The organism is Aquisphaera insulae (assembly GCF_011064615.1).
Classification (GTDB): Bacteria; Planctomycetota; Planctomycetia; order Isosphaerales; family Isosphaeraceae; genus Aquisphaera; species Aquisphaera insulae.
This window is the reverse complement of record NZ_JAALJH010000072.1, coordinates 1-18220: the sequence shown is the minus strand read 5'-3', so window position 1 is coordinate 18220 and position 18220 is coordinate 1. Positions and strand designations below refer to the sequence as shown.

13 protein-coding genes are annotated in these 18220 nt (G+C 69.8%); 10 read left to right on the top strand and 3 right to left on the bottom strand.

Features of this window, described 5'->3' with window-relative positions; translation table 11 throughout:
- Positions 1-342 precede the first annotated feature (342 nt).
- Positions 343-2016, top strand: a complete 1674-nt coding sequence (locus G6O54_RS27680) for an alkaline phosphatase family protein (RefSeq protein ID WP_250847122.1) — start codon at positions 343-345, stop codon at positions 2014-2016.
- Positions 2017-2525: 509 nt separating this feature from the next.
- Positions 2526-2894, top strand: coding sequence for a ribosome-binding factor A (locus G6O54_RS27675; protein ID WP_165230728.1), 369 nt, complete (start codon positions 2526-2528; stop codon positions 2892-2894).
- A gap of 199 nt (positions 2895-3093) precedes the next feature.
- Here G6O54_RS27675 and G6O54_RS27670 read toward each other — a convergent pair whose 3' ends face one another.
- On the bottom strand, positions 3094-4665 hold the full coding sequence (locus G6O54_RS27670) for a hypothetical protein (protein WP_165230725.1): 1572 nt from the start codon (positions 4663-4665) through the stop codon (positions 3094-3096).
- A gap of 282 nt (positions 4666-4947) precedes the next feature.
- Here G6O54_RS27670 and G6O54_RS27665 point away from each other — a divergent pair, with 282 nt between their 5' ends.
- The gene (locus tag G6O54_RS27665) at positions 4948-5859 is read left to right on the top strand and encodes a hypothetical protein (protein WP_165230722.1); all 912 of its coding nucleotides are present in this window, start codon (positions 4948-4950) and stop codon (positions 5857-5859) included.
- Between the two features lie 77 nt (positions 5860-5936).
- Here the strand turns inward: G6O54_RS27665 and G6O54_RS27660 are convergent, their stop codons facing one another.
- Positions 5937-6758: a PEP-CTERM sorting domain-containing protein gene (locus G6O54_RS27660; RefSeq protein WP_165230719.1), complete on the bottom strand. Its 822-nt coding sequence runs from the start codon at positions 6756-6758 to the stop codon at positions 5937-5939.
- Positions 6759-7306: 548 nt separating this feature from the next.
- On the opposite strand from G6O54_RS27660, the gene G6O54_RS27655 reads away from it, so the two are divergent.
- The 3 genes from G6O54_RS27655 (at position 7307) to G6O54_RS38575 (ending at position 12945) form a co-directional block, all read left to right on the top strand.
- Complete coding sequence (locus G6O54_RS27655) at positions 7307-8329, top strand: KpsF/GutQ family sugar-phosphate isomerase (protein ID WP_165230716.1); 1023 nt, start codon at positions 7307-7309, stop codon at positions 8327-8329.
- A gap of 4 nt (positions 8330-8333) precedes the next feature.
- Positions 8334-8882, top strand: a complete 549-nt coding sequence (locus tag G6O54_RS27650; protein WP_165230713.1) for a KdsC family phosphatase — start codon at positions 8334-8336, stop codon at positions 8880-8882.
- Positions 8883-8982: 100 nt separating this feature from the next.
- Positions 8983-12945, top strand: a complete 3963-nt coding sequence (locus tag G6O54_RS38575) for a hypothetical protein (RefSeq protein WP_165230710.1) — start codon at positions 8983-8985, stop codon at positions 12943-12945.
- A 117-nt stretch (positions 12946-13062) separates the two neighbouring features.
- Here the strand turns inward: G6O54_RS38575 and G6O54_RS27640 are convergent, their stop codons facing one another.
- Complete coding sequence (locus G6O54_RS27640; protein ID WP_165230707.1) at positions 13063-13950, bottom strand: hypothetical protein; 888 nt, start codon at positions 13948-13950, stop codon at positions 13063-13065.
- A gap of 198 nt (positions 13951-14148) precedes the next feature.
- On the opposite strand from G6O54_RS27640, the gene G6O54_RS27635 reads away from it, so the two are divergent.
- The 4 genes from G6O54_RS27635 (at position 14149) to glsA (ending at position 18039) form a co-directional block, all read left to right on the top strand.
- Positions 14149-15207 carry a bile acid:sodium symporter family protein gene (locus G6O54_RS27635; protein ID WP_165230704.1) on the top strand — a complete coding sequence of 353 codons (1059 nt, stop codon included), beginning with the start codon at positions 14149-14151 and terminating at the stop codon, positions 15205-15207.
- Between the two features lie 286 nt (positions 15208-15493).
- Positions 15494-16045 (top strand): FHA domain-containing protein, encoded by a 552-nt coding sequence (locus tag G6O54_RS27630; RefSeq protein WP_165230701.1) that lies wholly within the window; start codon positions 15494-15496, stop codon positions 16043-16045.
- A 72-nt stretch (positions 16046-16117) separates the two neighbouring features.
- Complete coding sequence (locus tag G6O54_RS27625) at positions 16118-16885, top strand: MinD/ParA family ATP-binding protein (protein ID WP_165230698.1); 768 nt, start codon at positions 16118-16120, stop codon at positions 16883-16885.
- Between the two features lie 119 nt (positions 16886-17004).
- Positions 17005-18039: a glutaminase A gene (glsA, locus tag G6O54_RS27620; RefSeq protein ID WP_205679061.1), complete on the top strand. Its 1035-nt coding sequence runs from the start codon at positions 17005-17007 to the stop codon at positions 18037-18039.
- Positions 18040-18220 lie beyond the last annotated feature (181 nt).

Below are 18220 nucleotides of genomic sequence, written 5' to 3'. Positions count from 1 at the left end.
GTGGCATGCCTGTCGGTTTCTTGAGCGAAATCCGATTTTGCCGAAAGATCGAGCAATCACAGCAAGACTCCAAGCAATTTCGAATGACTCTGGGCCCGAGGGAATCTGGAGAATCCTCGCGGTATAGGGATTGCACCCGGGATTCCTGGGAGTGAGACGACGGCCGACTGTTGCGGCGGATGCGCGACGGAGATCCTTCGGGTATGCTGGTGTGTTCGGATTCTCGAGGGGACTTGCGGTCGCGGGAAAATGGCGGGATCGGCTAGGATGGGGCGAGAATCAGAGGGACATGTCGGCCGGATCCAGGGACGGCGGCGAAAGGGTTGATCTTCGATGAAGGTGATGGTGCTTGGGCTGGACGGGGCGACCTGGGACATCCTCGGCCCGCTCATGGACGAGGGGATCTTGCCGAACCTGGCCGCGATGCGGGCGGAGGGGCCGGCGGGGATCCTGGGCTCGGTCTTCCCGCCGCTCAGCCCGGTCGCCTGGACGGGGGTGATGACCGGCCGGAACTCGGGGAAGCATGGGGTCTACGAGTTCCTCGACTACGGCCACGACCCGATGCAGGTCCGGGTGAACTCGTCGCGATCGATCCGGACCGAATTGATCTGGGAGACGGCCGCGCGGCACGGCAAGAAGACGGTGGCCGGCGGCGTCCCCATGAGCTATCCGCCCCGGCCGGCGAAGGACTTCCCGGGCTTCTACCTGGGGGACTTCCTCAGCCCCGAGAATGCCCCCGACTTCTCGAGCGACCCGGCCCTCTTCGACGAGCTCCAGGAGGCGGTGGGCCCGTATCGGGCGTGGTCCACGAGCGTCCACGAGGGCGGCAACGAGGCGGCCGTCCTGGACGACCTCACCGCGTTCCTGGACCAGCACTTGAAGACGGTCGAGTTCCTGGCGAGGCGGTGCGAATGGGACCTCTTCCTCTTCGACCTCATGGCCACCGATCGGTTCGGCCATGAGCTCTGGCACGTCTGGGACACCGCGCATCGCGCCGCCCGCGGCCGCGAGGCCGAGCTGAAGGCCCTGCGGCCGAAGCTCCTGGCGTTCTGGCAGACGCTCGACCGCGGCATCGGCAAGGTCCGCGAGGCGCTGCCGCCGGACGCCTCGCTCCTGCTCATGAGCGACCACGGCTTCGGCCCGATCGAGTGGTACGTCAACTTCAACGTCTGGCTGCTCGAGAACGGGTTCATCGCGCTGGAAGACAGCCTCTACGTCAGGCAGAAGCGCTGGTTCTACAGGCGGGGCGTGACGCCGGCCGGGATCTTCGCGCTGATGAGCAAGCTCGGGATGGCGAACTTCCGGGTCAGCCGGTTCCGGGGCAAGCAGTCCAATGCGCTCGACCGCCTGGGCGAATCGGCCTTCCTGTCCCGCCGCCACATCGACTGGTCGCGGACGCGGGCCTTCGCCCAGGGGAACTTCGGCCAGATCTTCCTGAACCTGGAAGGGCGTCAGCCGAAGGGCTGCGTCGCGAAGTCGGACGCCCCCGCGCTGCGGCGCGAGATCGTTGCCGCGCTCAAGGAGATCCCCCATCCGGAGACCGGCGAGCCGCTCGTCGAGCGGGTCTACGAGAGCGAGGAGCTCTACGACGGCCCCCATGCCCACCTCGCGCCGGACCTGACGGTGGTGCTCCGCGACTGGAAGTACCGGACGATCGGCCTCCACGACTTCACCACCAACAAGGTGATCTCGCCGGCCTTCGGCCCGACGGGGGACCACCGGATGGAGGGGATCTTCATCGGCCACGGGCCGGCCTTCCGACCCGGCGCCGCGCCCGCCGGTGCGGACCTCCTGGACATCGCCCCCACGGTCCTCCGCCTCCTGGGCGTCCCCGTCCCGGCGGACATGGACGGTCGCGTCCTGGAAGAGGTCCTGGACCCGTCTCATGCCCCGGCCCCTATCATCGACGAGGATGATGAGGCCGCGGCCCCGGCCGAGCCCGTCCCCGCGGCGGCCTACGGCGACGACGACGAGGCTCGCATCCGGGAGCGGTTGACCAACCTGGGCTACCTCTGACCTGCGGGCCCGCAAACCGGACGCAAGGCCGGGTTGATCGCCGCCCGGCGCGCGTCTATGATTGGAGCAGCATGAATCGTGCCCCGCGGCGGCGCTCGTCGCCCCGGGCGTGCCACATCCTCATGCATCGCGAAGGAGGCCGACGATGACGAGTACTCCCCACCCGATCGAGTCGTCGAGCCTTAACCCCGTTCCTGGGACGTTCCGGGGCTGATCCCCGGTCCCCGCCCGCGCCGGGCGGTGCCCGACTGATCCGAATGCGTCAGGCCGCGTCGCGATTCGATGCATGGCGACGCCGTGCATCGCGATGCGGATCCGTATGCGGAACGTCCGGCGACGGCTCCCGTGCGCCGGCCCGTCGCGGTGCCAGGCTCTCCCGCTCGATTGGGCGTCAACCCGGCCGGCCGCGGTGGTCTCCATCCGGGGCGCCCGGCCGCCGCGGCGGGCCTGCGCCCGCACGCCCGCGACCAACGGCCCCCTGGCACGACATCTAACTTCGTGAGAAAATCATGAACCACCATACGTCTTCACACAATCGGACGTCGCCCGTCTCGGACGGCGCCGAGCTCCCCGGGCGCAAGGCCCTGCAGCTCTGCCACCAGGTGGCGGAGACCCTGGACGAGATCCTGGCGGAGTGTGCCGACCCGCTCCTGCAGGGCCTCCGCGTCGTCGACGTGGAGCCCGCGCCGGACGTCTCGAGGCTGCTGGTGACGGTCGCCCTGGACGAGCCGGCCGAGGACACCCCGCCGATGGACCCGCGGCGGATCCACGACCACCTGGCGAAGGCCGCCGGCCACCTCCGGAGCGAGGTCGCCGGCGCCATCACCCGCAAGCGAGCGCCGATGCTCGTCTACCGGATCGTCCCGGCCGCGAGCTGATCGGCCGGCCGCCCATGCCCGGCCCATCGCGCGATGGGCCGGGCATCGGGTTCGACCCGAGAGACGGCCGTGACTCATCGACGCTCCGCCAGGTCGAGACCACCTGGCCATCGAAGGGCCGCATTCTTGCCCATGGCTCGGATGGCCGGAGGACCGCCGCGATGAACCGCGAAAGGCGTCACGCCGCCCGGCCGCCGGCTCAGACCCTGAGCAGCTCCCTCGCCTGGGCGACGCCGGGCGCGGGCCGGCCGCACTCGCTGGCGGTCACTCGGGCCAGCGCGACGAGCTGCCGCCAGCGGAAGGCCGGGCGCGTCGAGCTGAATTCCTCGCGGACCGTGTTGTAGTACTTCTCGGCGTGGAGGGCGCCGTCCTCGCTGATCGCGTACTTCCGCATCAGCGCGAAGACCGGCTCGGGGTCGTGTCCGAGCGCGCCGTAGCGGTGCACGAGGGCCGACGCGATCTCCTGCTGGTTCGCCCGGATCGCGGCCTCGGCCTCCGCGAGCAGCGCCTTCGGGTCGGTCACCTTGACCGCGTCGAGGAACTCGCCGAGCGGCCGCGGGGCCCACTTCAGGAACTCGGCGCCTCGGGCCTGCTGGCGGTCACGCGCGACCTCGTAGCCGGCCAGGATCAGGCAGGCGGCGGCGTTCCTCGGGTTGACGGCCCGGCCCATGTTCCGCCAGGCGTTGACCGCGTCGCTGGCGTGGACGCCCACGGAGTCGCCGTGGACGCTCCCCGGCGGCTTGCCAGGCGCGGCCCAGCGCTCGGGGCGGCCCGCGTCGCGGAGCACGAGCTGATTGGCGGCCAGGGCGATCGCCTCGCCCACGTCCGCCGGGTCGATCCCCTCGGCGAGCGCCGCGGCCACGGCGTCGGCGGCCGCGGACGGGCTCGATTCGAAGATCGTCCGGCACATCGACTCGACCCACGCGTCGCCGGGCTTGGTCGTCCCGGGGGACGACCGCGGGAGCTTGTGCCGGTCGAAGAGCCGCGGCAGCAAGCTCCGCGGCTCGTCGGCGCCGGCGGCCGGATTCCGGCTCCGCTCGCTCTTGACGCAGTAGCGGACCGACTGGCGGAGCATCGTGTGGGCCTGATCCCGGCCCACCACGTCGAGCAGCTCCCAGGCGCGATAGGGGAGCACCACGCGGTGGACCTCGGTCTCGTCCTCGACGGCGACGAGCAGGCTGTTGAACGCGTCGTCGGGCGGACCGGCCGCGATGGCGGCGAAGGTCCTCTCCGCCCCGTCCATGTCCTTCCGACGCACGGCCTCGCGGAGCGCCTCCCCCTGGTCCTGCCCGCTCGAGAGCGTCCCCGGCGCGACCTCGTGCAGGACCGCCGAGGAGCCCCCTCCGTGCTCGTGGATGCGGTTCGTGTTGCGGTAGAGGACCTTCAGGACCGGCAGGGCGCGCTCGCCCTCGGGCAGCTCCCTCGCCATGTGATAGGCGGGAGCGAGGGCCATCAGGGTGTGGAAGCCGACGTAATCCTCGCCGCCGAACGTCCGCGCGTTGGCCAGCGCCGCGGCGGCGACGAGCTGCTTGAGCTCGGTCCCGGCGCGAAGCCGCTCGACGAGCATCGGCACCAGCCTGCCGACCTCCGTCTCCTGCATCAGGCCGACGAGCGGCTCGAGCCCGCCGAAGCTGATCGGCCCGCCGCCGTCCTCCGCGCCACGGGCGGCGGCAAGGCCCAGCTCCGCGGCCGTGCCGAGCCCAACGCTCGCGACGAGCATCCCCCGACCGACCTCGCCCAGGAACTCCCGACGCGAACCCCGTGTGTTCATCGCCCTCGCCCTCCCAGTGTCGATGGTGACGTGCCCGGACATGCGACGTCTCCAATCCTACCGGGTCGCGGCGGCAAGGGCCACGCGCGGATTCTCACTCTTGAGATCGGCCGGTCTCGTCGCGGCCCCGATCGCGAAACGGTCCCGCGAAAATCCCGTGTAAGTTTCCGCGGCGCCGGGCAGTAAAGGGAACGGGAGCCAATCACGCAGGACTCGTCGCGGCGGTGATCGCGTGGAGATCCGCCCGGGGTCCGGGTGCAGACGACCTGAAAGGGGAGCCCGATGATCCTTCGCAGCCTCCTGGGACGCATCAACAATCGACCGAACGATGATCGACGCCAGGTCGCTCGCGTCTCGAGGACGACGCGCCATGCCCGGCCCGGCCTGGATCGGCTCGACGATCGCCTGCTGCTGGCCGCCGGCATCTCGGCCGCGCTCGACGCGGCGGGGACGCTCACGGTCAAGGGCACCTCCGGGAGCGACACGATCGAGGTCTACCGGCAGCAGACGCCATTCGGCAGTGATGACGTGCTGAACCCTCAGATCGTGGTCCGCGGGGTCGGGACGTTCGACGCCCAGCGAGTGAAGGCGATCTCGATCAAGGGCATGGCGGGCGACGACACGGTGCGGGTCGAGTCGAACCTGAAATCGATCACGAGCGTCGACGGCGGCACCGGCAAGGACCGCGTGGAGTACTCCAGCGGCAGCGACATCGCCTACGGCTCGGTCACTCTGGACAACCAGGGCGTGTTGAGGATCAACGGGACCTCGCAGGCCGACAGGATCAACGTCGACGAGCTCTTCGGCACGATCTGGGTCGAGGGGGTCGGCGGGTTCCCGCTCTCGGTCTTCGACGCATCCAAGGTCAAGTCGATCGTGATCGACGGCCGTGAGGGAGACGACAGTATCTTCGTGAGCGTCAACGCGAACCTGGTCGCGCACACCGACGTCGATGGCGGCCTGGGCAAGGACTCGATCTCGGTGACGGAGAGTCCGTCCTGGATCCTCACCTCCACCGAGATCGACGTGGATACGACGTACCTGGTCACGATCACGGGCATGACCAGCACCGAGTTGCAGGGCTATCTCCCCTCCGAGTACGCCACGCCTCCCAGCAACACCATGGTCTACTCGGACGGCTCGACCGTGGTGATCATCAGCCTCGACCCGGACTTCTGGTCCAACATCACCTGAGCCATCCCTTCAGTCCAGGCAAGGCGAGCCCCCATCGGCATGTCCCCCGGGGGCTCGCCGGCCCGGTATCCCGCCGGTCAGCGGCGGCGCCCAATCCGATCTGCGGGCGCGTGGCGGCCCGTCCGCCTCCTGGCGAAGAAGGTGGCCCCCGTCAGTCCCAGGCCGAGTAGCGTGAGCGACGAGGGCTCGGGGATGACCGTGAGCGTCCGATTCCGGCCGACCGCGACCAGCGGGTCATTGGCCGGGTCGCCGCCCAGGGCGAGATAGCCGTCGAAGGGCTCCGGGCCCGCGAGCAAGGTCCCATAGGCGAACGGGACCGAAACGTTCGTCGCGCCGAAGGGGAGTCCCACCTTCGTGTAGAGCGTCACCGGGAAGGCCGGGTTGGTGCTGGTCATGTACCATCGCATCTCCAGGTCGGTGACGTCGGCGGAGACCACGTGGCCCGTGCCGTCTCGCTGGATGTTCGTCAGCTCGCCGCCCAGGAACTCGAGGTTCGGGCTGAGCGTGAACGGGAGCGTGTTTCCCGGCGACGGCGGGACGCCCTGGAGCACGCCCTTCACGTCCGTGAAGGCCACGGTCGTCGCCGACGGATCGTCGATCGACGCGGCGAGATCGAACGTCAGGTTGCCGATGGCGCGGAACGCCATGAACGGCGTGTCGTCCTTCCCCGGGTTCAGCATCGTGTTCCCCAGGAGCTTGAACTCGAAATCGGCCTGGATGCCGACCGTGAAGCTGGTCTGGTCGGCCTGGACGACCGCCGCCGGCAGCCCGAGGAGCAACGCGACCCCGAGCATCCATCCGCGGCCGGCCCCCCCAAGGAGGCTCCGGATCCGCCCCGCCATCCCGACATGGCCGGCGAGAGAACCCACGGTCATGATCCCGCTTCCGCTCGTCCTCATGTTGTCTGACTCCTGGAAGATGTGTCGGTCCTGAGGGGAGACCCGGCCCCGCTGCAACGGCCGTCCGGGGACCCATTCCGCGCGCAGGGTAAGACCGCCGCGGCCACGTGCCCGCTGCGTTCACGAATCGCGATCTACCTGTAATCATGCGAAACGGCCGGAAAGGTAACCGCCTTTCCGGCGATTGCGAGGATTGGAGCGTCGGCAAGGGGAGCCATCCCGGCGCCGACCCCGGCGAGGGTCGCCGATCTCGACCTGATCGGCGAGCCATAGCCCGCACATTCACCCCAGAGCGAATCGTTTGCTCATAGTCGCAAAACACCCTGCCTCTCACAGTTTTCTCAATACCTCCAAACCCAGGACAGGGACCTGCCGATAGAAGCAGTCAGACATCGTGGCGGGGTGGCGGGCTCCGGGTCGTCGGGAGGGTCGTGGAGGATGGGGTTTCCGTTGACGGTTTCCGGGGGATGGGCTATGGTCCCGGCGCCGGCGGTTCCGGTCGGGGGGGCCGGTACGTTTGGCAGCCTATCAGGGCAGGGAGGCCCGCGATGGCGATGATCACCGACGCGACGCTGGGCTTCGAGACCGAAGCCGAGGGCGTCGCCTTCGCTCGCAATGTCCTGAGGATCGAGGCGGAGGCCCTGGAACGGGTCCGCGAACGGCTCGGCCCGTCGATCGCACGGGCGGCGGGCCTGGTCTACCGATGCCCCGGGAACGTGATCGTCACGGGGATGGGGAAGGCCGGGCACGTCGGGACGAAGCTGGCCGCGACCCTGGCCTCGACGGGCACGCGGGCGTATCCGCTCCACCCGGGCGAGGCGATCCACGGCGACCTCGGGCGGATCCGCGCCGACGACGTGGTGATCGCGCTCTCGCAGAGCGGCGAGACCGAGGAGCTGCTTCGAATCCTACCCGCCGTCCGGAAGCTGGGCGCAACGCTGGTGGCGATCACGGAGCGGGCGAGCAGCTCGCTGGGCGAGGCGTCGGACTGCTGCGTCGCGATCGGCCGGATCGAGGAGGCCTGCCCGCTGGGCCTGGCCCCGTCCGCCAGCAGCACGGCGCTCATGGCCGTGGGAGACGCCCTGGCGCTCCTGGTCAGCCGGATGCGGGACTTCAGCCCGGAGGACTTCGCGGTCTACCACCCCGGCGGCAGCCTCGGGCGGCAGCTCTCGCGGGTCGAGGACGTCATGCGGACCGGGCGGATGATCCGCCGGGCCCGGCCCGAGGAGACCGCCCGCGACGTCTTCATCCGCCTGGCCGGCCCCCGGAGGCGCTCCGGGGCGCTCCTGATCGAGGACGAGGAGGGCCACCTGCTGGGCATCTTCACCGACAGCGACCTCGCCCGGATCTTCGAGAAGCGGCGGGAGGCCGTCCTCGACCGGCCGATCGCGGAGATCATGACGGTCGACCCCAAGCGGGTCCGCGTCGGCGCCATGCTGAGCGAGGCCGTCGAGCTGATGCAGTCGCACAAGATCAGCGAGCTGCCGGTCGTGGACCGGGGCAATCACCTCGTCGGCCTGATCGACGTCACCGACCTGATCGGCCTGGTCCCGGCCGACTTCGAGGAGTGACCGCATGGCCCAGGCGTCCCCGGCCGAGCTGGCCGACCGCTGCGCGAGCATCGACCTCCTGGCGGTCGACGTCGATGGCGTCCTCACCGACGGCGTCATCGCGATCGACGACGACGGGATCGAATCCAAGCATTTCCACGTCCGCGACGGCCTGGGCTTCGCGCTCTGGCACCGCGCGGGCAAGCGGTCGGCGATCCTCTCCGGGAGGGCGGCGCGGGTGGTGGAGCGGCGGGCGATCGAGCTGAAGATTGGTCATGTTGCCCAGGGGCTGGCCGACAAGGGCCGGGCCTTCCGGGAATTGCTCGATCGGTTCGGCCTCGAGGCCCGCCAGGTCTGCTACGTCGGGGACGACCTGATCGACCTGCCGGTCCTGAGGGCCGCCGGCCTGGCGGCCTGCCCGGCCGACGCCATCGCCGAGGTCCGCGAGTCCGCCCAGGTGGTCACGGCAGTCCCCGGCGGCCGGGGCGCCGTCCGGGAGGTGGTGGAGACGATCCTCAAGGCGCAAGGGCTGTGGCACGACCTTTGCGAAAATTACGAGGCACCAGCCACGTAGGCCGAAGCGATCACCGGGGATGGCCCCGGCCGGAATCACAGGATGAACAGTGGGCGCCCCGCCTCTCGGCGGCCGCCGTCGCGGACCTGGAACCCGTCACGTGCTCAAGAAACTCTTCAAGCTGACGACGGTGTTCGCCATCCTCCTGGTGGCCTATTCGGGCTATTCGCGCGCCTTCGACCTGGTCGCGGGCCGGCTCACCGCCGCCCGCAAGATCAAGGAGGTCCCCTTCGTCCTCCAGGCGTCGAAGTCCCAGAAGGAGGCCATCCGGTTGGCCCTCGAGGCCTTCGGGCCGGGCCACTGGACGACCGCGGACGACCTGGGCCTTCGCTACTATTATGCGGGCCGAGGCTTCTGGATCTTCTCCCAACATTACAAACGCGTCATGGAAGAGGATGGCGTCAAGTACAACGGCAAGCGGATCGACCTGACGCCGATGGCCATCATCCTCAAGGCCGCCGACGGCAAGAGCACCAAGACGGTGCTCGCCGATCACGCCCGGCTGGAACTCAACCAGCCGCTGGGATTCAACAACAAGGCGGACTCCGAGGCGATGGTGGTCAAGTTCGCCCGGCTGGAGGGGAACGTCCTCATTCGCGACGACCGGGGCACGCCCGGCGACCTCGGCGACGACCTGCTCATCGGCCCGCTCACGCACGTGGACTACGACGACGACAAGCTCCAGGTCACCAGCCAGTCCGACGTCCTGATCGTGGACCGGGACACCCGCGTCACCAGCGAAGGGGGCGCGGACGGCGGCCTGAAGATCCTCCTGCGGCCCAAGATCCCGGCCGCGAACGCGACGGCCCGCTCCACCGGCTTCGACGGACCGCAGACCGCCTGGCTCTTCAAGAACCCGCACGTCAGCTTCACGGACGTCAGCAAGACCGGCGTCATGCCGGCCGCCCCCGAGGCCAAGAAGGGCGAACCCGGCCAAATCGAGGCGACGGTCAAGGTCGACCCCGCCGGCAAGGCGGCCAGGCCCGCGGCGGAACCCACGCCGCTCGACATCCGCTCCGACGGGCCGATGCGGGTGGAGATGCCCCGGCCGGTCACCGCGGTGAAGGTCGGCCCGCCGTCGCCCCAGGGGCCCACGCTCGTCAACTTCAGCCGTAACGTCACCGTGACCCGAGGCAAGCCCGCGGATGAGCCCGATCGGATGCACTCGGACAACCTGGACCTCACCCTCGTCCAGGCCGAGAAGGCGGCCGCCGCCGGAGCACCGCCCGCGAAGCCGGCCGGCGGATCGCCCGCCGCCTCGGCCCCTCAGCAGGACGGGGGCGGGACCGAGGACGGCGTCTTCGGAGACCTCACGCTCCGACGCGTCAAGGCGACCGGACACGCGGTCTGGCTGTATTTGCCCTCCCAGGGGGCGAAGATCCTCTGCAACGAGCTGATCCACAAGGTCGCCGCACCGGACCAGGAGGGCCTGACCTACTTCCGCGGCGACAGCCCCGGCAAGACCGAAGCCGGTGCCGCCGGCTCCTCCAGGCTGAAGGTGGAGAAGATCGACTACGCCGTGGAAACCGCGAAGGCCGCGGACGGCCGCGTCAAGCGGACGCCCCAGTCGATCACGCGGATCTGGGCGGTGGACGCCACCCTCCGGGACAACGGGGCCGGCGGCATGGAGGCGTCCAACCTCTTCGCCCGCGGCCCCGGCTACCTGGAGACGCGTCCGTACCCGGCAGCCGGGCAGGTGGTCGTCGGGGATACGCCCCCCGAGCGGACCATGCGCTGGCAGGACAGCCTGGAGATCAAGAACCTGCTCGGACCGGACAAGCTGATCGCCCGTCGCGAGATCATCGTCAAGGGGCGACCCTTCATCGAGGATCGGCTCCGGCAGTCGTCGCTCGACGCGACCGACACGATCGTGGCCAGCCTGATCCCCAAGCCGGCGGCCCCGAATGCGGCCGGGGCGGCCGGGCAGGGGAGCGGGACCGCCGCGGCGTCGTCCCCCGGCTTCCGGATCCAGCACCTGCTCGCGCTCGGCAATGCCCGGCTGATCGCCCCGTCCCGATTCCTCACCGCCCGCAAGCGGCTCGACGTCGATTTCGACGAGCTCACCCGGCCGACGATCCGCAACGATCGGGGCACGACCCCGCCGCCGTCGGGCGGCTCCGCGCCGCCGAGCTCCGCCGCGCCCCGGGACACGATCGTCGCCGACGCGGGCCACCCCGCCGCCAAGGACGCCCCGAAGGCGGATGCCGCCAAGCCCGCCGATCCCCCGATGACCGCCATCGCCGACACCGTCGAGGCCAAGGTCCTGCTCGATCCCGACGCCCCCGCGGACGCCTCGAAGTCCACGGCCACGGCGGCCGCCACGACCACGGCCTCGACGTCCGGGATCGGCGTCCCCGGCGGGTCCGGCTCCGGCCAGGAGATCCGCGACGTCCGGATGTTCGGCGGCGTCCGCCTCCACCAGGATCCGGCGCCGGGCAAGGTGAAGGCCTCCGACGCCCGCGGCGAGTGCCTGATCCTCCGCAACCAGGGCCCGGGCCGCGCCATCTTCAACCTCTACCACGAGGACCCGCGAACCCCGAAGGAGGCCCGCGACCAGGCGATCATCCGCCCCCGCGCCCTGGTCATCACCGAGGACATGACCGTGGAGGGGAACGTCATCGGCGTCAACCAGGTCACCGACGAGGCATGGGTCTACGGCGCGGGCAAGCTGATCCAGCTCACCGACCGCGGCATGCTCACCGATCGGAGCGAGCCCGGCGACGGCAGCGAGGCTGCGAACAAGGCCCAGGCGCCGCCGAAGGTCCGGATGCGGGCGGGCAAGGTCCTCCCCGACAAGGTCCCGCTGATCATCACCTGGGGCGAGAAGATGCTCTTCCAGGGCCGCACCGTCGACGCCGAGAACCGACCGGCGGCGAGGGCCAGGTTCTTCAAGGACGTGCGGGCCCTGATGGAAGACGGAGAGCTCCGCTGCGACGACGTCATGACCACGTACACGGACCAGCCCATCCCCCTGGCCGAGATCGGCAAGCTGAAGCAGTCGGCCGGACAGGACGCGGTCGGCGGGCCGGGGCAGGGGGGCGACGACGCCGCGGAGAAGCAGCCGAAGCCGGACCTCGCCTTCATCGACATGCAGGGCAAGGCCGTCGCCGTCAGCCGCAAGGTGGACGAGAACCGGCCCATCCTCCTGAGCCGCCAGAAGATCTCCGGCGATCGGATCCTCTACGACCGCCGCACCGGCGACTTCCAGGTGCCCGGCAAGGGGATCGTCCTGCTCCACGAGCGAGAGAACAAGTCCGCCTTCCAGCCCGCGCCCGCCGGCGGGGGCGTGATCGCCGGCGGCCACACCGTTCGCCCGGCCGGCGACAAGCCCGGCGCCAGGCCCGCCCCGGCGAACCGGGCCGCCGCCGCCGGCGCGAAGCCCGCCCAGGGTGCGAAGCCCGCCCAGGACGACAAGGCCGCCGTCAGCCCGCTGGTCCTGACCAAGATCGAGTTCACCAAGGAGATGAAGGGCCGCTTCGGCACCGGCAAGTCCGACGACCAGGTGGCGACCCGTCACGCCGAGTTCTTCGGCGACATCCAAGCCGCCCGGGCCAGGGTCCGCAATGAGCTGATCCCGCTCGACTTCGACCGGCTCCCCGACGACGCCTACTTCCTGACCTCGCAGACGATGCGGGTCGTCACCGAGCCGCCTCCGCCGGGCTCGCCGGCCAACGCCCCGGCCCGGAACTTCCTCAAGGCCTGGGAGAACGCCTACGCCCGGACCGTGGACTCGACCATCCAGGCCGACCAGATCACGTATGATTCGCAGAATGACCTGATCTACGCCACCGGCGAGGAGGGCCGCCAGGTCGTCATCGTCAAGCAGGACGGCACCGGCCAGTCGTTCTCGCCGGCCGGCGCCCAGGCCCTCCGGGTGAACCCGAAGACCGGCGACGTCGCCCTGATCGGCCCGCGGGACATGCAGCTCGTCGACGGCAAGACGGGCACCCGTCCGACTCCGGTCGCCCCGCCGGATCCCAACGCCAAGCCCGCCAAGCCCAAGAAGCCGGTCTACCGGCTCCCGCAGAGCAACCCCGAGCGGCGGGGCTTCACCGGCCGCTGAGCGGTCGGCCCGTCGGCGAGAGACGCCCGGCTCGGCCCGAGAGGGCGGAGGCGGGACGTCTGGCCATGGCACCGCGGTCGTCGAGGTGAACTCGGGCGCTTTCCGAGACGACCACTCTCAGGATTTCTTGCCCGGACCGGAAGGGGTGGGGAGATGGGTTCGGAAGTCCTTGAGGCTCTCGCAAACCGCCGCGACCTTCACGAGCTCGCTCAGCTTCGCCTCGTCATCGATCGCGGCCAGCTTCGATCGGAGCGAGGACGCCCTTGAGCCGAACCGGGCCGTCAGGAAATCCACGATGTTGCGGACCTGGTTCTCATGGGTCGCCTCGCGTACCCATTTTTCCTTGAACTTGTCCAGGAACGGTAGCTCGAGCATGGCCTGTTCTCCACCAAGCAACCGGAAGAGCCGCTCGTCATCATATCGCAGCCGCGCCAGGATCTGCGAGACCGCCAGCAGGTTCTCGTGCTCGTCGGCTGGCGCCTCGAGATCGATCCGCTCGCGGCAGCGGCGGAAGAACGGCTCGGGCGGACCGTCGATGTGTCCGAGCAACGCCCAGGGAACCGCGCCCACCTCCGGCACCGCTAGCAGGTCCTCGGCCGGGATCGTCCAGAGCTCGACGACATGCCAGCGGAGATTCCAGATCGTCCGGCCCCAGCCGCTGACGACCTCCGCCTCGCGGGGCACCCGGTAGCGGCCCTTCGGGCTCAGGACCACGACGACGACTTCGGGCAGCTCGCCGCGGTCCAGGTAGACCAGGGCCGCGTCGCGGATCGCCTGCTCGACGACCCGCGGCTCGGGATACGTCGCCATCTCCAGGACGAAGATCCGGGGATCGCTTTCACCGGCCAGGGTCGCCGCGATCAGGCTGTCGGGCAGGGCACGGGGCTGGACGACCTCGGACTGGAGGGCCTTCCATCGCACGATGCCGCTCACGCCGGCCAGCCGGAGGATGGCGCCGCCGTGGTGCTGGATCAGCCACTTGCTGCTCCTGTCGTAGTCGTGCACGGCCCCCCTCGCATCATCGCGGAGCACTCGCCATCCCGGTCCGTCTTGCGGACCCTTCGTTTCAGAACATCGACATTCCCGTCGCGGCGTCTCCAGCCGTACGATGGTCTCTCGGGTCGAGACGTCGCGGGGCGTCGGCGGGGCGCCGTCGCGTCGAATGGTCGGCCGGATCGCGGGCCGGGAGGATCGGGATCGACCATGACATTCGCACGATTCGCCTCGGCCGTCGCCCGCCGCGTCGACTGGTTCCTGGTCGGCATGGCCGCGGCCGTCGGGCTCGCCTGGCTCTTCCCGGAGCCGGGGGCGGACGGGGGCTGGATGCACCCGGAGCTGCTCACCAAGCTCGGCGTGTCGCTCGTGTTCTTCCTCCACGGCCTGGCGCTGCCGTTCGCCGCGCTCCGGGCGGGGACGCTGCGATGGCCGCTCCACGCGACCGTCCAGGCGTGTACGTTCCTGCTCTTCCCGCTGCTCGGGATCGGGCTCCTGGCCGCGGTCGGGGGCCACATGCCGGAAGGGCTGCGGCTGGGGTTCTTCTACCTCTGCGCGCTGCCGTCGACGGTCTCCTCATCGGTCGCCCTGACGGCCGCGGCCCGGGGCAACGTGGCGGCGGCCGTCTTCAACGCGACGCTCTCGTCGCTCCTGGGCGTGGTCGTCACGCCGCTCTGGATCTCGGGCTACCTGGAGACCGAAGGGGGCGGACTCCCGCTGGGCGGAGTCATCCTGGACCTGGTGCTCTGGCTGATCCTGCCGCTGATCGCCGGCCAGCTCGTGCGGCCCTGGTTCGGCGGCTGGGCCGCGCGGCACAAGCCGGCGATCAACCGGGTGGATCGCGGCACCGTCCTGCTGCTGGTCTACACGTCGTTCTGCGACTCGATGATGCGCGGCGTCTGGACCGAGCAAGGCTGGGGCGAGATCCTCGGCACGCTTGCCGGGGCGGGGGTGCTGCTGGCGATCGCCCTGACGGCCACCTCCGCCACCTGCCGGCTGCTCCGCTTCGACGAGGCGGACCGGATCGCCGCGGTCTTCTGCGGGTCGAAGAAGACGATGGCCTCGGGGGTGCCGATGGCGTCGCTGATCTTCGGGCTCAACCCCGACCTCGGCCTGATCCTGCTGCCGATCATGATCTACCACCCGCTCCAACTGGTCGTCTGCGGCGTCCTCGCCGGCCGCTGGTCGCGGCGAGAGCCCCCGCCGCCACCGGAGATCCCCGGGGCGAAGGTGACGACCGCCTCGACCCGCGATCCGCAGGGGGTGTAGACGGACCGGGGTCCGACCAGGCCCAGGCTCCCCCGGGGCGGTCGATTGATGCTGGCATACCAGTTGCAAATTCCGGCCGTCCAGGTCATTCTCGTCGGGGAGAATCGCGGCCTCCAGCGAAGGCGGAGGCTCTCGCCGCCCAAGGCTCGCGCACCCACTGCACGGATCGAGGCACCGGCGTGGTATCGCAGATCGATTCTCAGGCTCGATGCCGGCGTGGAGGATGGTCTGCGCGGCAGACGGGGCCGCCTGGCCGAATCGGGGTCGCGGGTGAGAGTTCGAACGCATGAACCAACACATCGCGCTGTACCTCCTGGAGTCGCCGCAATCGCATCCCTTGCAATACTGGGCGTTCGAACAGGGGCATCTGGTGCGGATCGGCCGGTCCTGGGACAACGACGTCGTGCTGTCGACTCCCTATGTCTCGAGGGCCCATGCGTATATTCACTTCGATTCGGGTGATTGGTATGTGACCTCGATATCCGAACAGGGGATCCTCTGCAGCTCGCGGAAGTTCCGGACCCTGAAGCTGCTCGACGGCCTGATCTTCCGGCTCGGACCGGCGGGCCCGTACGTGAAGTTCTCCGACGCGGCGGTCGGCGAGGCGAATGCGACGACCCTCGCGCACGAGGCCCCCGGAGCCGCGTCGATGAAGCTGGACGAGGGGCGGATGATGCAGGAGGTCGACGAGATCATCGGCGATCCCTACTTCAAGAAGCTGAAGGCCGAGTTGGGCCGGTTGCGGCGGTCGGTGCACGAGACGACGACGCGGGAGCTCCCGATCCTGGGATCGTCGGGGACGGATGGCCCCGCGGGCCCTCCGGGCCGGGCGAGGTGAAGCCCGGCGGGGCGCGGCGGCGGCGATTGAGTACGGGACGGGACAGGACGATCTGGGGCGAGGAGTCTGCGAATGGGGAAGATCATCGCGATCCACTCGTTCCGTGGCGGCACGGGGAAATCGAACGTCACGGCGAGCCTCGCCGCGCTCCTGGCCGGGGCGGGGAAGCGGATCGGCGTCATCGACACCGACATCCATTCGCCCGGGATCCACGTGATCTTCGGGCTCAACGTGAATCAGGTCAGGCACTCGCTCAACGACTATCTCTGGGGGCGGTGCAAGGTGGGTGACGCGGCCCACGACGTCACCGCCGCGCTCGGCGAGGTGGCCCTGGCCCAGCCCCGGACGCGGATCTTCCTGATCCCCTCGAGCGTCAAGCCCGGCGAGATCTCGAGGATCCTCCGCGAGGGATATGACATCGGGCTGCTCACCGATGGGCTCCGGGAGCTGATCGCCACCCTGGACTTGGATCTCCTCCTCATCGACACCCATCCGGGGGTGAACGAGGAGACGCTGCTCTCGATCGCCATCGCCGACTTCGTGCTCCTGATCATGCGGCCGGACAACCAGGACTTCCAGGGGACCGCGGTCACGGTCGAGCTGGCCAGGCAGCTCGACGTCGCCTCGCTCCAGCTCCTGATCAACAAGGTGCCCCCGGGCGTCGACTGGGATCGGCTCCGGGTCCAGGCCGAGTCGGCGTTCAGGGCTCCGGTCATCGGGATGCTCCCCCTGGACGCCGACATGGCACGACTGGCCAGCGAGAGCATCTTCGCCGTCCGCCACCCGACCCACTCGATCACCCAGGGGCTGGCCCAGGTCGCCGCCCGCATGCTGGGCTGACCGATCCCGCTGTCCGCGCGAGCCATGCCGAGACGAACCGAAATCCCGCGGCCGAGTCCAGATTCGAGGGAAGATACGGCCGCACCGCGGCCGGATGTGAAGAGAGGAGCGGGTCCATCATGCACGCCGAGTCCGACCCCGATGCGATCGACCCCCTGATCGGCAAGATGCGGGCCGCCGCGGCCCCCTTCCGGAGAACCCTCCAGGAGCTGCACCGCAGCTATGCGGGCCTGTTCGACGGCGCGGTCGCGACCTACATCCCCGAGCTGGCCCTGGCCGACCCCTCGTGGTTCGGGATCAGCGTGGCCACCGCGGACGGCCTGGTCTTCGAGATCGGCGACTCCGGCCGCCCCTTCAGCATCCAGTCGATCTCCAAGCCGTTCGTCTTCGGCATGGCGATCCAGGATCACGGCCGCGACCAGGTCCTCCGGAGGGTCGGCGTCGAGCCCACCGGCGAGGCGTTCAACTCCATCGTCCTCGACGAGGCGACGAACCGGCCCTTCAACCCGATGGTCAACGCCGGGGCGATCGCGACCACGGACCTGATCGAGGGGGCGGACGCCGGCGAGCGGTTCAAGCGGCTGCTCGCGATGTTCCGCCGCTTCACCGGCCGCGACATCCACATCGACAACGCCGTCTTCCTCTCCGAGCGGATCACCGGCCATCGCAACCGCGCGATCGCCCACCTGATGCGCAACTTCGGCATGGTCGGCGACCGCTTCGAGGAGTCCCTGGAGCTTTACTTCCAGCAATGCTCCATCCTGGTCACCTGCCGGGACCTGGCGATCATGGGGGCGACGCTGGCCAACGGCGGCCAGAACCCGTTGACCGGGGAGACCGCGCTCGAGCCGCAGTACGTCAAGGACGTTCTGAGCATCATGCTCTCCTGCGGGATGTACGACTTCGCGGGCGAATGGGCCTATCGGACCGGCCTGCCCGCCAAGAGCGGCGTCTCCGGCGGGATCGTCGCCGTGGTCCCCGGGGTCGCGGGCATCGGCGTCTATTCGCCCCTCCTGGACCCGAAGGGGAACAGCGTCCGCGGCATCCGCGTCTGCCAGGACCTGTCCCGGAAATTCGGGCTCCACGCCTTCGAGGCCCGGTTCAGCGGCCCCTCGTTCCACGACGAGTGCCATCCCCCCCGACGCGGGACCTGACCCCACGCCGGCTCCCAGACCCCCGGAGCTTTCACGCGGGTGCGGGGAGAAGCTTGTCCAGAGGAGCCTCGTCCTGGCGCGATGAAAAGTTGGCCCGGACGACCCGGGCGTCTTGTCCGGGATTTGTTGCGCGGGAACGAGGCCCGTCGGCAAGCCTCGGCTTGCGCCGGGCTGGGAGCGA